Below are 13,725 nucleotides of genomic sequence, written 5' to 3' on the forward strand. Positions count from 1 at the left end.
GAATCAAATATATTTAAGAAAATAGTCTTTTATATTGAATCTCGTAAGATGAAGCAATTAGAACGTGAATACATTGGTAGCGTAAATGCCAATATAACCTGCTCTGAATTAGATGAAAGTCGATTAAATAATATATTGAACTGCACTACATACTGTATTCCAAATGGGGTAGATACCAGTTATTTTAGAAGGCGAACTGAATATAAACCGAAAACAGCTAAAGGCTTGATATTTATTGGTGGTCTAGGTTGGTATCCAAATGCTGATGCTATGAAGTATTTTGCTACAAGCATTTACCCTGAAATTAAAAAAGAGTTTGGTGATATTGTCATAGATATTATTGGGCGAGGTAACCTTTCAGAGCTTGATGCGTTGGCAAGTCGTGATACTAATTTTAGGGTACACGGGTTTGTAGACGATATATTGGCTCCTATGGAAAATGCTGAAGCTTACATTTGCCCAATCCGAGATGGTGGGGGCACTAAGCTGAAAGTATTGGATGCCTTAGCAATGGGCATCCCCTTGATTGCACATCCAATCGCATGTGAAGGCATCGATGTTGAAAATGGAAAGAATGTTCTGTTCGCAAAAACACCTAAACAGTATTGTGAACAACTCGCTAAATTAAAAAGTAGTAGCGAGTTGGCAGAAAGGTTGTCTAGAGAAGGGCAGATTCTCATCAATAAGAAATATAGCTACCATATAATTGGTGAGAACATTAATTCGTTGTTTAAGAAAATTTTTAATGAAGCCTCACGTGCTCGTTGAACTTAGATGCAAGAGGGTGGTTGGAAAGTGAAAAACCTATTTAAATATCTACCTAATTATATTCAAAACACCATAGTTTCGAATTATGGTGTTTATCAAACTAATATAAGATATAAAAGGAACTTAGGTAAACCATACAGTGACATCTACTCCAATAATACAGTTGAAGACGAAGAAAAAATTAACATACTATTGAGGTCGATAGTAAAGCATGCCGTAGAAACGGTTCCTTTTTATAAAAAAATATACCGTTTAGACCCATTCAAAATCGAAAATTTTACTAAAGATGATTTGGTTAATGCGTTTCCAGTGATTAATAAGGAAATTGTCCAAGAAAACTTAAATGATTTTATTTCAGAAGATTATAAAATGAATTCCTTAATTGAAATGCGAACCAGTGGTACTACTGGATCGCCTGGCAGGTACTTCGCCTCTAAAGGTGATAGGGCAAGGAATTACTTCTTTTTTAGAAATATATTAAAATCTCTAGGCGCGGATTACAATTCTAAAAGCTGTACAATAGCAGCTAGACCAATCGGAGGTATAAAGCCGAAACAAATCTCTAATATGGATTATTATAATAATACTTTATATCTTTCGAGCTTTAAGTTTAATAAAGACACTATTAAGTACTACATAGAGGCGTTAAATAAATTTAAACCAATATACATAGATAGCTTTCCGTCCTCAATTCACTCGATTGTTTTGTTAGCTGAAGCCCAAGGTCTGAAATTAAACTTTAAATTAAGATTCCTAATTCTATCGTCCGAGACAATATCAGAGAAACACAGAATAGCTATTAGGCGGTTTTTTAAAGACCCTATACTGATTGACCAGTATGGTAGTGTTGAAATGGTAGCAAGCTTATGGAGAGCAGATAGAGCCCCATTTCATCTGGATTCCTACTATTCAATCCCAGAGTTTTTAGATGCCGAGAATGGAGCTTTTAACTTTATTTCAACTTCACTAATTAGAAAAGCCATGCCACTAATAAGATATGATACTAATGATCTGGTGCATTTAAATAAGAAAGAAGAAGTAGTAGAGATAATAGGGCGTGTTGAGGATACGATAGTTACACCTAATGGAAATAGAGTGCAAAGGTTTGATTCTATATATAAAGGAATAGAAGGAATAAATGAGGGGCAGGTAGTTCAAGTTAGAACTGATTTAATTGAGGTTAGAATAGTTGTAACGAGTAAATTTAATTCAAATGATGAACTTCAAATTAAGAAAAATACTGAATATTACCTCCAAGACAAAGTAGAAGTTAAGGTAAAATGTGTGAGTGAAATACCTCGTACTAAAAGTGGAAAATTTAAAGCAGTTGTATCGTTATAAGGTCTTCAATATGACACTCGTAATTCACGTTTTACTAAAGATTTTTGACACTATCTTATCTTTGATTCTAAGGCTATATAAAAATGTTAGTATAGGGAGTGGGTTTAGAGCTAAAGGTATACCACTGTTAAATGCTTGGGACGGAGGAGAGATTGTTATTGGCAACAATGTTCAGCTAAATTCTAGAAACCGCGGCTATCATGTGAGTATGTATTCGCCCGTTAAATTATTCGCTGAATCAAATAATACCCTTATTCGAATTGGAGATAGGACAAGAATTCATGGGTCTTGCATTCATGCAATAAAAAGAATCGAAATTGGAAAAAACTGTTTAATCGCAGCTAATTGCCAAATAATGGACAGCAGTGGTCATGAGTTATGTTTAGAAAACCCTGAAGATCGAATAAATTCTAAAGGAAAAGGAAAAGCGATCTTTATCCACGATAACGTTTGGTTGGGGACGGGTTGTATTATAATGCCTGGCGTAACAATAGGGGCTGGGACGGTAGTTAGCGCAAATAGTGTGGTCATCAGGGATTTACCACCTGGCGTTGTTGCTGCGGGAAATCCTGCGAGGGTCATTAAAGAAATAGTGCATGTATAATTGTATTATTGACGTACACGGTTAGATTTAAAACCTATCACGCCGAAGAATTGACTTAATATGTTTAGTTGGTTGAATTCAATTAAAAAGTAATTCAAATTAGGATACTCATCACAATTTTCATCTATTCAACTATAAAAAATTTCAATTAGTACTAGTCTTCAACCACAATTTTGATAAATAGGTAGTGAGCTACTATGAAAACGCAAATTATATTGTCTACATTTTTAGTAGCATCCTTAGTAAATGCTGAGCAATCGATCATAGGCAATGCAGATTTTATCTTAGAAGATAACTTCGAAAGCCTTACAGAGAGTAGTTTCTGGACATCTGATGCATGGGCAGACCGGGCAGCGAATTGCCCAGGTAGTTCTGAATATGGTAAGTCCTTGGTCTTTACTTATGCTCCTGACCGACCTGAAGAAGGTTCTGGTTGGTCAGAACAGCGATTTGAAATACCTTTAAATGCGGTGCAAATTGAAATGGAGTATGATTTGTTTGTTCCAGCCAATTATGTCAAAGCTCCAGGAAACCATAAAAATTTCGTGTTTTGGTCTGGTACTTATGGAATGTCTTCAGGAAATCTAGCGCTAGTTAGTGAGTCATGGCCTACTGATGGCGGCAGTACACCTTCATTGTCTATAGGGCTTGACGGCAATGTTTACGGTCATACAATGAACAATAACGATGATAATTTATATGTAGATGGTTTAGGTGGTTGGATAAACGTACACGTTTATATTGAGCTTGCAGACGCTGAAGATGATTTCGGAGTTTTCGACATTTCTAAAAATGGGAATTTAATTAACGGTACATCACATCCAAATGTTGAGGAAAATTGGGGCGCACCGATTATAAGTGAACAAGTCTCATACTCTAGTCGTGGTAATTATTTAAAATATGGGTACTTATTAGGTTGGGCGAATGGAGGGTTTAGCGAGGTAACTCAGTTTTGTATTGATAATTTTAAATTTAAAGCTAATTCTACTATAAAGGCAACGGAAGGCGTCCCTGAGATAAGTTACCGGCCATTGCTACCTGGAGTCGAGAAGCAAATAAGTAATGACTAGTTCTTTATTTGCCTTACCGGCATTATGATTTAAGTAGGAAATTGAAATAGCTAGTTGCCTCTTGTTTTGACCATATCCCTAATTTTACAAGAGGCCATTTGCCAACCTGGTTAATATTGACCGCTGAAGCACGGTGAAATCTAGCAGGTATCGTTTTAGTGTCCAGTGAGGCGAGAACAATAGCCCTATGAAAGCCTCCACCTCCTATTATAAACCTACTTTCATTATCATCAGTCAAAAACGTAGTGCCAATTAGGCCTAATGATCGATCATACCCATTGATTTTAATATTTTTATAAAGGGATGTAAGTCGATTAAACTCTAACCTTCCTTTTCTAATATTAACGGGGCCTGAGAAAGCCCACCCATCTTCAGGAAAGCGGAGTTGAGGCGCGCCGTGTTCTGCATTATCTTTATTATTCCACCACCGACCATCGTGATCTACTTCTTCTGGTGTTAACGATGACCATGGAGATAGAAACATATAGTGTGGTGGTAGTGTTTTTAATTCTTTAGGAGCGTTGTTAAATCCCTTAAACATTTCTGCAGCACTTTTCGGTTGCCAACTATTATAGAAGTCACACAAAATTGAATCTTCATACTTTAGATTAGGATTCTTTTCAAATTCTCTTAGTGTTTCTACAAATGGATTCCAATCGCTTTTTGAAAAGCCAATTCCTGTATGATGGGTGCAAAGTTCAGTAGGGCAGTAGAAACCTGCTTCTTTACCGCCTTGGGTGAATAGTAGTGCTTCCTCTGGGTCATCAAACATTTGCTCAATTGGTTTTGGAGCATCTTTCTTTCTTAGTTCTAAGTCGAATACAGACAAGGCACCATTTATAATATTTTTAGAGACTTTTTTGATCATCAATTCTAAAGGCCTCCTTGCTTTTCGGCTTCAACTGCTCTAAGCAATGATTGGAACTCAATTGAGCTGTCTTCAAGGTCCTTGTAGGTCCCGCTATCTTTTACGGCACCGTCTTTAAATACTAAAATTTTATTTGCTTTCTCAACGGTAGATAACCTATGTGCTATCATAATAACCGTTCTAGATTGTGCAAGGGCGTGAATATCCCTCATTATCTGCCTTTCAGTTCTATTGTCTAAGGCACTGGTGGCTTCGTCGAAGACAAGTATTGCAGGGTCTTTATAAAGTGCACGAGCAATACCGATTCTCTGCTTTTGCCCGCCACTTAATCTAGAGCCTCTTTCGCCGAGAATAAAGTCGAAGTTGCTTTCACATTCGCAAATAAAGTCATAGATATTAGCCATCTTAGCCGCCTGTACCAAGCGATTTTCATCTATTTCATTTTCTGGAATACCAAGCGCTATATTTTCCCGAATTGATGCGTCTAGTATAAAAATTTCTTGCGCAACATAGCCTATTTGGCTTCGCCATGCCTTTATATTTGTTTTATCTAAATCTGTAGCACCTACTGTAATTTTACCATTTGTTGGCAGCATTAACCCAAGTAGTAGGTCTATAGCAGTGCTTTTCCCTGCACCAGATGTACCTACCAATGCAGTTACTTGATTCTGTGCTATGCTAAAAGAACAGTTTTTTAATGCATACTTATCGGTGCTCGGATATTTATATTCTACGTCTGAAAATAAAACTTCGCCTTTTGGTGCTAGCTCACTACCGAGTTCTTTTAAAGGGCTGTAATGGTTTTTACTCTTAGTAATCTCTCTGTCTAAATCTAAAACTACTGAGCCGTTTGCTTTAATTTGTGAAATCGACTTATAGATTGACTGGGCAGCGGGAAGAAGTTTATAGCCTGCCATGGCATACAAACTAATTATTCCAAGAGCTTCACTCGCTGTTCCCGAGGTTAATAGTATGTATATTGCTAGTGCTAGAATTGAAGCAAATATCACCGTCTCGACTATAAATTTCGGTAAGTCTCCTGAAAGTACAATATACGATGATGCGGCGAGCCCTTTTTCAGTGACTGTTTTAACATTGTCTAAGTAAAAGTTCTCATTGCCTTTAAGCTTTACTTCTTTTATTCCACCTATACTTTCATCTAGTAATTTCAGCTTTTGTCTATTTAACTTTGATACTAACTTTCCGCTTTTTACGATCTTTGATCTTATCGTTTTGAAAATTAATAAATATAAAAGTGATACGATAGCGGTTGCCATTAACGATATTTTGATATCAATAATGAGCAGTCCTATAATGATAATAGCTGCAATAAAAACTTGAGATATTAAGGTAAAGATTGGTTGAATAACCATGTACACCATTCTTGGTACTTCTTGGGTTAGCTGAGAGACTAATCGACTACTATTATTCATGGCAAAGAATGTATAGTCATTACTTAGATAGCTTTTATATACGGTGCTTTGTACATGTAAGCCTAATTTAATTGATATTTGTATTAGTTTCCAAAGGCTATATGCGGCAGTAGAATTACCTATTATTAGCAATGCTACTACGGCTAATGCATATATAACTATAAACTGAGTCAGAGAAGTAAATTCATACAACGAATAGAGGTATGAAAGTAATGCGTTGGTATTTAGGGATTCCGGATTACTGACTAATGTAATGAATGGAGCGAGTGATGCGATACTTATAACTTGAAGCAATGCCGTCGTTAAAAATAAGAATTGAAGTAAAATAATTTTCTTTCTATTCTCGCGCCCAACTAGTCTGATAAGTGCTTTAAAAAGCATACTACAGCACCTCTAATTTGTTGATTTTATGATTCGATTTTTTTGTTATTGCATTAGAAATTTTCATAATTTGATTTTTCTTTGAAAACAGATTGATTGCACGTGCTCTAGAAGCGAGGCTATGAGATTGGTGCTTTTGGGGATTGTTCGCATACTCTGTAATTAATTGTGAGAGTTGAGTGTGATTTCCTGGTTGAATATATTCACCGCACTCGCCTGGTACAATAGTTTCTTTTAAACCCTGTAGCTCTGACACAATAACAGGAAGCCCAGACGCCATCATTTCTACACTAGACATTGTAAATGAATCCCACCCGGTAGATGCTATTGCCCCTAAAAAAGACGATCTCATTAGTTCTGCTATGTCATTCCTATAGCCTGCAAAAGTTACATGGTCTATGGCATTAGAGTTTTGGAGCAAGCTTAAATATGGTTCACTTTCAGTTCCCTTATTTCCACAAATAAGAAGATGAAAATTTATAAGATTGTTGCTTCTTTCTAGCTCTAGCATAGCATTTATAAGTACTCTTACACCCTTTCTTTCTTCCATGTGCCCAGAATAAAAGATAATGCGCCTATTGCTTGGGATATTGAATAAGGTATGGGCATAAGTGCTATCTTTTTTGGGGTAATATATTGAAGTATCAACGCCAAGTGGTATTACAGCGGTGTGTTTCTTTGGCACTCCTCTTCCATGTGTTGCGGTTTTTAACATTGAGTTGGATTCAAAAATAAACAGATTTGGAGCGTGTTTTCTTCTGAATATCCATTCGAACCTTTTATAAGCTAATTTTAATCCGGAATTAATTGAGCTCATACTGGCACCCCAATATGAAATTACATTGCTAATTCCAATTTTTCGAGCAGTAGTTCCAATGATTGAAGGGTAGGGAAGATCGAACGCTAAAACAGTCTCAATAGAATATTCTTTGTGTAGCGATTCAAGTTTTTGTGCGTCCTCGTATGATTGATACTCTAGCTTAAATACACGTTCCTGCGGCTCGTTTAAAGATTTATATGACCAAAGAATATTTTCATTACTATAGCCCGCTAAAAGTGCTGCTTGCTTAAATGTTTCTTCTAGTGGTCCTATTGCGTAACCGGTATTTTGTTCACAGTGAAGCATTATTAGTATTGAGGAATTGGACATATTTTTTTGCCAAAAAGTCGAATGATTAATTAAGATATTTAAATTATAAATTGCTCGTTTATATCTATGTCAGTACAGTGCGAAGGTTCCATTTGCACATCCAATTGCATTAACATTAATAGGACTGCTAGTTGTATCGCGGCCGGTCGATGTTACTTGACTTATGAGTGATTCATCTTGAATAGGCAAGGATAGTGCTTTGATCAATGATTTAAGCTGGGTTACTAGTTTAGTACCCAACGCCAACGCCTCCAATGCCACCATAGGCATCCCCTCATGATCCGAACACATCACCACCGCATCTAACGAATTAATATAACTTGGCACATCATCACGGTGGCCATGGAAAGTCACAATATCGTTTATGTCTAATTCTGTTGCATGTTCTTTTAATTGCGCTTCCAATGGCCCATTACCAACTACATGAAAGTGGTAGTCGGTGTGGTTATCTTTTTTGAATAGGGCGGCGGTTTCTAAGAATATGTCTACACGCTTTACGGGTACTAAGCGGCCTATTATGCCTATGTGTTTTTTGTTGGGCTCGGCTTTTTTAAACTCGGTAATGCCGGCTTTGGCTTTGAGCTCTTCTACATCTACGCCGTTCATCACTACTTTAATTTTATGCTCTGGGAAGGTGCCGATCAGTTTGGTTTTTAAATCATCTGATACCGCTATGATTACATCTTGAAAGTGGTTGCCTACCCAGTTATCAAATTTGCGTAGTAGCTGGGTTTTGAAGCCGCCGCTGAATTCGGGTGCGCCGTGCACAGTGCGTACGCAACGGGCTTTTACGCTGGTACTGTTGGCCAGGGCGCCGAGTATGTTTTCTTTTTGGCGGTGGGTGTGAATAACATCGGGCTTGAGCTGTTTTATATGCTTGCGCAGGGATAAAAATATTTGCCAGCTTGAAAGCTTTTGTTCGCTTAAAACGGTTACAGGAATGTTGTAGCCACGTAGGCGGTTGGCCAGCTCGCCTTCATTGAGAAGCACGGCCGATACATCGCACAAGGGCTTTAGGTGTTTAAGTAGTGTGGCGGCTTGAGCTTCGGCGCCGGCCCATAAATCACCTGAAATAACATGAAGCACTCGCTTCTGGTGCGTTGGGCTAGAAATAGTCATGTAAACAACATCCGTGTTTATATATAATCGGGCTATTATGCCTTATGAAGGGGTCTTATGGGTACCCTTTATCGTTGGTTTTGTTCAGTAAAATGGAGTTTACTTTTATGGTTATCTTATTTTGGGTGTTGCTTGTTTGCTCGCTCTACAGTTACTTTCTATACCCTCTCGTATTGCATGTTCTCAGTAAGGCAGTTGCTCAACCTGCTTTGGTTACCGATAGCAACGCACCGCATTTTTACTCTCTCATTGTTACCGTTTATAACGAAAAGCATCGTATACGGCAAAAGCTCGAAAACCTACTGGCGTTAGAATTTAACGCTGAACAATACGAGCTTATTATTGCCTCCGATTCGAGCGATGACGGTACTGATGAAATTGTAAAAGAATATGCCGATAAAGGCGTAACGTTGGTGCGCGCCACCGAGCGTTTGGGTAAAGAAAACGCCCAATTAACGGCCATCAAAGCCGCAAAGGGCTCGGTCTTGGTGTTTTCAGATGTGGCCACCATTATGGAGCCAAATGCTTTAACCAAGCTCGATGCTCATTTCCAAAATGCTGATATTGGCGCTGTTTCTAGTGAAGATCGGTTTGTGTCTAAATCGGGCGAGGTAGCCGGTGAAGGCGCATACGTTAAATATGAAATGTGGCTGCGTAATAAAGAAAGCAAGCTGGCTGGGCTTGTTGGGTTAAGTGGCTCCTTTTTTGCCGCTCGCGCTGAAATTTGTACCGATTGGGATATTCACTCCCCATCCGATTTTAACACCGCCCTTAATTGTGCTCGGGCAGGTAAGCAAAGCATTTCAGCGCCCGATGTACTGGGCTTTTATGAAGATTTAAAAGACCCCTCTAAAGAATACGCCCGTAAAGTGCGTACCGTATTACGCGGCATAACAGGGCTTAGCCGCCATTTAGATGTGTTAAACCCGTTCAAATTTGGGTTGTTCTCCTTGCAGGTGTTTAGCCATAAGCTTATGCGTTGGGGGGTGCCATGGTTTTTAATGGCGTTGCTCGTGGTTACTTCGCTTGTGGTGCATTTGGGTTGGGTCTACCAACTGGCGCTCATTGGCCAGGTGTTGTTTTACGTAACGGCTTTGTTGGCTCACCTTAGCCCTAAATTACAAAGCATCGGGCCTATTAAGTTGGTCTACTTTTTTGTGCAGGTGAACATTGCGTTAATGGAATCCATGCTTAAGTTTGCAACCGGCACACGGATGACTACCTGGAAGCCTTCGGCACGATGATCTTGCAAACGCTACCGCCAGCCGGGAATCCTATTATTACTCAGTTAAGTTCGGCTGCACCTGAAACCGAGCTCAACTGGCCAGGCTATAATTTACAGTGGTTACAATCGGGTACAGCGGCCTTGGCTTTTGCGTTGCTACATAAAAAGGCCGCGTTTAAACATATAGAGCAGCCAGAAGTGATTGTGCCAGCCTATTGCTGCCCCGATTTACTCTCCGCCGCGCAATTTGCTGGGTATGTGCCCGTTGTTGTTGATATAAACCCAAACGATCCAAGCTATAACCTAGAAGCCTTAGAGAAAGCGGTAAACGCTAATACCTTGGCGGTGATTGTCATCAACTTTATGGGTATTAAAGAGCGTTTAGCCCAGTTAATAGACGTGGTTGCCCCCTTTTCACAAGTTTCGATGATTGAAGATAACGCTCAGTGGTTCCCGGTAACACCATCTGAGGCGCAGTTCGAAGGCGATTACGTGTGCTTTTCGTTTGGCCGAGGAAAGGCGGTGAGTTTGTTGGGTGGCGGGCTAGTGGCTTTGAAAGAAAGCTTGCCTCAACACACCGTTGCGGTAAACAAAGCGCAGGTTAATACTAAAAAGTGGCTGTTAAAGGCAAATATTATTAATCGTCTTTCTAACCCATTCGTTTATAACTTGCTGACCAAACTTTCATTTTTAAACATTGGGGCTACGCGTTTCCATGAGCTTTTCGAGTTATCGGGCTTTCCCTTTGAGTCTTTGCAGGTTTTAAACGCAAACCTACATGCCTACCAACAACGTGCTTCTGAAGCCGAACCCATTTTAGATGACGCGTTGGCTCAACTGAATGTGTTGCAGCCTATTAACAGTCAACGAAGAGGGCGGTTATTACGCTACCCTGTGCTGTGTGAATCGGCCGAGCAACGCAACGCCCTGTATGAAGCATTGATAAGTTATGGTGCTAGTAAAATGTACACAACGGCTTTGCCTCAGGTACAAGGCGTGCAGCCAGCAATGTGGCAAGGTGATGGCCATTATGAACATGCGCGGCACTTTGCGCAGTGTTTTTTAACCTTGCCTGTGCACGCGGGCGTTACAGAAAAACACGCCCGTGCGATGGCAAAAATTATTGCGCAGCATTCATAAGCCATAGGCGCCGTTAAGCGCCTAAAATTTGCGCCTTGTGCTGTTGCAGCTCGGTATTGTTTGGGTCTATTTTAATTGCTTTGTTTATGGTTTCTAATGCCTGTTTTTTATCGCCTTTAAGGTGCAGTATCCACGCTAAAGTATCTAAAACGTTGGGCGAATTCGGCGCTAGCTGTGCCGCTTTATTCGCATAACCAAGTGCACGTTCCACTTTATCTTCTTTTAAAAGCCAGGCTAAATTATTTAGCGCTGTAACCGATTGCGGGTTGTTTGCCAGTGCTTGTTCATAAGAGGCAATGGCTTCTACATGTTGCCCTTTTTCTAAGTAGTTGTTGGCAATAAGCACATGCGCTTTATCGTTGTTTGGTTCTACCGATATTAAGCGTTGCAGCTCTTTTTCTACTTCGGTCGGGAGTTCCGATTGTAAGAAGTACAAATAGGCATTCAGTAACGCGCCGTTGGGCTGCTCTTGCCAAACGCTGTCTATGTATTCAAACGCTTTGACTTTGCCTTCTAATTTTTCTATTAGCTGGCTTTTAACGGCAACGGCCGAATAATTGCGGCTGTTAATATCGAGCAGTGCATTAATGCGATTTAAAGCGGCCTCTCCATCACCGGCACTAAACTCAAATTGTGTGGCCAGTAGGGTAAGTTGTGTACTGCTTGGAATAATTTTTAACGCGTCATCAATATGCTTCAGGGCGCTTGGCCAATCTTGTTGTTCTGCCGACGCTAACGCTTGGCCGCGAAGTATATTGGCTTGCATCTCTTTGGCATAAGGGTGATCGGTATTTTTATACAAATTTGCAACGGCGTTGGCTTGATCCATATTTTTACCGTTTACATAAAGTTCAACCAATACCGAATGCAGCGGTAGGGCAATGTCTTTGTTTTGATTCGCTTGGTCCGACAACCATTTAGCTAATTCGCCATAAGATTTTTGCCGAGAAGCATTTTGAACTAAAGCTTGTAAATAGTTTGGGTTGCCTGGGTTCACCTGCAATGCTTTTAACCAATAGTATGCGGCTAAATCGTACTGCTCGGCTTGCTGGTGCATGCCACCTAATGCGTTTAAGGCGTTTTCGTTTGTCGGTGCAATTTTTACCAGTTCTTTTAAGCGTGCAATGGCTTCGTTTAGGTTGCCCATTTTGTAGTCGGTCATGGCGACTAACCAAAGGCTAGCTTGGTCTTTTGGGAATTGGTTGTATAGGCTATCACGCACACGTACGGCTTCACCTTGTTGTTTACTTTCGAGTAAGGTAGCCAAGTAATACCCAGTGGTAGACCAATCATCGGGTGCTTTCGCAAACGATTGTCTTAAATGCCCTAAGGCTAAATCGTATTGATCTTGTTCTACGTAATATTGTGCTAGTAATAAATGTAATCGCGTTCGGCTAGGCTCTAACTGCAATGCTTTGCTAACAGCCGCTAACCCCTGGCGAGCTTCGCCGCTGTTTATCGAAATAATGCCATACAGCGCGAGCAGGGTAGAGTCATCGGGTCTTACTAGTAATGCTCGTTCTAATACATCGAGCGCTTCTTTAGATTTTCCTTGTTCCGATTGTGCCAGCGCGGTAGCACGTATAATGGAAACCGGTGCGGTTTCGGCATCTAAATTCTCACTAAGGAGCGATTCACCGGTTGCAATATCGCCTTCTTCAAGGTGAATTAAGCCCAGTAATAATGCGGCTTGCTGGTTGTTTGGGAACTGTGTGAGAATATCTTCAAACGCGTTTTTGGCGGCGGCTAAATCGCCTTGGCTCGCCGCGGCTAAGGCATCTTTATATTGTTGTTTAGCGGCAAAGGCTTCTGGGTTCGCTTCGCGAATAATCTTCTGGTAAACAAACGCTTCGGTTGAACGGCCCAGTGCGGTTAAGGTAGTAGACAGTAGTTCTAGTACTTGAATTCGCTCTTGCAATAATACGTCGGTTTCTGGCAATTGAATTAACGCTTCCGTTAAATAGCTTTCGGCGTTTTCTAATTGGTTGTCTTCATAGGCTAACTTTGCTTTGTAATATAAGGCTTGGGCATCATTGCTATTTTTAGCCAAACTAAAGTCTACCCATTGTTGGGCTTCGGCAAATTGCTGGTTTTGAATAAGTACGTTAATAAACTCATACATGGCCGCCTTAGGAGCGTTTGGTTTTTTTACAAGGGCGCGTAAATCTTTAAACGCGGCATCTTGCTCGCCCGATAAGTAATCAACCATGGCATTCAAATAATCTAATTGCAGTTGTGTATCGGCTTGGTTACCTATTTCATTTAACACCTTGCTTGCCGATACAAATTTGCCTTGCTTTAACAACGCATCGGCGAGCAGTAAATTTAATGCATGGTTTTTATTGGCCACTTCAGAGAGTAAAGCTTCAGCTTCTAATACACTGCCAATTTTTATCAGCACTTCGGCATAACGCTGAATGTGCTCTAGATTTTCAGGCTCGGCTTGCATTGCGTTACGAATTTCAATCAGCGTTGCACGGTATTGGCCTTGCTTTTCATAGGCTTCACTGCGCTTAATAAAGCCATCGGCTTTTTCAGCCGATTGCTCAGAGTTACAGGCGCTTATTACCAAGGTACTGGCAAGGGTGATAGCAAGCGCTAAGTTCCTAAAATACATGAATCGTTC

At 40.1% G+C, this 13,725-nt stretch carries 13 protein-coding genes and 1 pseudogene; 8 read left to right on the plus strand and 6 right to left on the minus strand.

The window, feature by feature from the left end; genetic code table 11:
• The first annotated feature begins 135 nt into the window (after nucleotides 1-135).
• The 4 genes from QWZ13_RS04465 (at nucleotide 136) to QWZ13_RS04480 (ending at nucleotide 3,783) form a co-directional block, all read left to right on the plus strand.
• Nucleotides 136-768, plus strand: coding sequence for a glycosyltransferase family 4 protein (locus tag QWZ13_RS04465; RefSeq protein ID WP_290280702.1), 633 nt, complete (start codon nucleotides 136-138; stop codon nucleotides 766-768).
• Nucleotides 769-774: 6 nt separating this feature from the next.
• Nucleotides 775-2,109, plus strand: coding sequence for a phenylacetate--CoA ligase family protein (locus tag QWZ13_RS04470; RefSeq protein ID WP_290280703.1), 1,335 nt, complete (start codon nucleotides 775-777; stop codon nucleotides 2,107-2,109).
• Between the two features lie 61 nt (nucleotides 2,110-2,170).
• Entirely contained in the window at nucleotides 2,171-2,713 is a 543-nt protein-coding gene (locus tag QWZ13_RS04475) for an acyltransferase (protein ID WP_290280704.1), read from the plus strand.
• 674 nt (nucleotides 2,714-3,387) lie between these two features.
• Nucleotides 3,388-3,783: a hypothetical protein gene (locus tag QWZ13_RS04480; RefSeq protein WP_290280705.1), complete on the plus strand. Its 396-nt coding sequence runs from the start codon at nucleotides 3,388-3,390 to the stop codon at nucleotides 3,781-3,783.
• A gap of 22 nt (nucleotides 3,784-3,805) precedes the next feature.
• Here the strand turns inward: QWZ13_RS04480 and QWZ13_RS04485 are convergent, their stop codons facing one another.
• Nucleotides 3,806-4,651: a hypothetical protein gene (locus QWZ13_RS04485; RefSeq protein ID WP_290280706.1), complete on the minus strand. Its 846-nt coding sequence runs from the start codon at nucleotides 4,649-4,651 to the stop codon at nucleotides 3,806-3,808.
• 5 nt (nucleotides 4,652-4,656) lie between these two features.
• The gene (locus QWZ13_RS04490; protein ID WP_290280707.1) at nucleotides 4,657-5,304 is read right to left on the minus strand and encodes an ATP-binding cassette domain-containing protein; all 648 of its coding nucleotides are present in this window, start codon (nucleotides 5,302-5,304) and stop codon (nucleotides 4,657-4,659) included.
• 22 nt (nucleotides 5,305-5,326) lie between these two features.
• Here QWZ13_RS04490 and QWZ13_RS04495 point away from each other — a divergent pair, with 22 nt between their 5' ends.
• Nucleotides 5,327-5,449, plus strand: coding sequence for a hypothetical protein (locus QWZ13_RS04495; RefSeq protein ID WP_290280708.1), 123 nt, complete (start codon nucleotides 5,327-5,329; stop codon nucleotides 5,447-5,449).
• 117 nt (nucleotides 5,450-5,566) lie between these two features.
• Nucleotides 5,567-5,758 carry a hypothetical protein gene (locus QWZ13_RS04500; RefSeq protein WP_290280709.1) on the plus strand — a complete coding sequence of 64 codons (192 nt, stop codon included), beginning with the start codon at nucleotides 5,567-5,569 and terminating at the stop codon, nucleotides 5,756-5,758.
• 8 nt (nucleotides 5,759-5,766) lie between these two features.
• Here the strand turns inward: QWZ13_RS04500 and QWZ13_RS19905 are convergent.
• From QWZ13_RS19905 to QWZ13_RS04510, 3 genes and pseudogenes are all read right to left on the minus strand, one after another.
• Nucleotides 5,767-6,465, minus strand: a pseudogene (locus QWZ13_RS19905) (ABC transporter transmembrane domain-containing protein); the annotation flags it as partial.
• 1 nt (nucleotide 6,466) lies between these two features.
• Nucleotides 6,467-7,615 carry a glycosyltransferase family 4 protein gene (locus QWZ13_RS04505; RefSeq protein ID WP_290280710.1) on the minus strand — a complete coding sequence of 383 codons (1,149 nt, stop codon included), beginning with the start codon at nucleotides 7,613-7,615 and terminating at the stop codon, nucleotides 6,467-6,469.
• 69 nt (nucleotides 7,616-7,684) lie between these two features.
• Nucleotides 7,685-8,734, minus strand: a complete 1,050-nt coding sequence (locus QWZ13_RS04510; RefSeq protein WP_290280711.1) for a glycosyltransferase — start codon at nucleotides 8,732-8,734, stop codon at nucleotides 7,685-7,687.
• 44 nt (nucleotides 8,735-8,778) lie between these two features.
• On the opposite strand from QWZ13_RS04510, the gene QWZ13_RS04515 reads away from it, so the two are divergent.
• Nucleotides 8,779-9,978 (plus strand): glycosyltransferase family 2 protein, encoded by a 1,200-nt coding sequence (locus QWZ13_RS04515; protein ID WP_290280712.1) that lies wholly within the window; start codon nucleotides 8,779-8,781, stop codon nucleotides 9,976-9,978.
• Nucleotides 9,975-11,099 (plus strand): DegT/DnrJ/EryC1/StrS family aminotransferase, encoded by a 1,125-nt coding sequence (locus QWZ13_RS04520; RefSeq protein WP_290280713.1) that lies wholly within the window; start codon nucleotides 9,975-9,977, stop codon nucleotides 11,097-11,099. Before QWZ13_RS04515 ends, QWZ13_RS04520 begins: the two co-directional genes overlap by 4 nt.
• A gap of 13 nt (nucleotides 11,100-11,112) precedes the next feature.
• Here QWZ13_RS04520 and QWZ13_RS04525 read toward each other — a convergent pair whose 3' ends face one another.
• On the minus strand, nucleotides 11,113-13,716 hold the full coding sequence (locus tag QWZ13_RS04525) for a tetratricopeptide repeat protein (RefSeq protein ID WP_290280714.1): 2,604 nt from the start codon (nucleotides 13,714-13,716) through the stop codon (nucleotides 11,113-11,115).
• Nucleotides 13,717-13,725: the final 9 nt, after the last annotated feature.

Source organism: Reinekea marina (genome assembly GCF_030409715.1).
Lineage (GTDB): Bacteria > Pseudomonadota > Gammaproteobacteria > Pseudomonadales > Natronospirillaceae > Reinekea > Reinekea marina.

What these genes read in the sequence shown, in the direction of transcription:
- QWZ13_RS04510 (WP_290280711.1), bottom strand. Translation starts at nt 8,734, where the DNA reads ATGACTATTTCTAGCCCAACGCACCAGAAGCGAGTGCTTCATGTTATT.
- QWZ13_RS04515 (WP_290280712.1), top strand. Translation starts at nt 8,779, where the DNA reads ATGAAGGGGTCTTATGGGTACCCTTTATCGTTGGTTTTGTTCAGTAAA.
- QWZ13_RS04495 (WP_290280708.1), top strand. Translation starts at nt 5,327, where the DNA reads ATGCTAAAAGAACAGTTTTTTAATGCATACTTATCGGTGCTCGGATAT.
- QWZ13_RS04520 (WP_290280713.1), top strand. Translation starts at nt 9,975, where the DNA reads ATGATCTTGCAAACGCTACCGCCAGCCGGGAATCCTATTATTACTCAG.
- QWZ13_RS04480 (WP_290280705.1), top strand. Translation starts at nt 3,388, where the DNA reads ATGAACAATAACGATGATAATTTATATGTAGATGGTTTAGGTGGTTGG.
- QWZ13_RS04485 (WP_290280706.1), bottom strand. Translation starts at nt 4,651, where the DNA reads ATGATCAAAAAAGTCTCTAAAAATATTATAAATGGTGCCTTGTCTGTA.
- QWZ13_RS04525 (WP_290280714.1), bottom strand. Translation starts at nt 13,716, where the DNA reads ATGTATTTTAGGAACTTAGCGCTTGCTATCACCCTTGCCAGTACCTTG.
- QWZ13_RS04505 (WP_290280710.1), bottom strand. Translation starts at nt 7,615, where the DNA reads ATGTCCAATTCCTCAATACTAATAATGCTTCACTGTGAACAAAATACC.
- QWZ13_RS04500 (WP_290280709.1), top strand. Translation starts at nt 5,567, where the DNA reads ATGGCATACAAACTAATTATTCCAAGAGCTTCACTCGCTGTTCCCGAG.
- QWZ13_RS04470 (WP_290280703.1), top strand. Translation starts at nt 775, where the DNA reads ATGCAAGAGGGTGGTTGGAAAGTGAAAAACCTATTTAAATATCTACCT.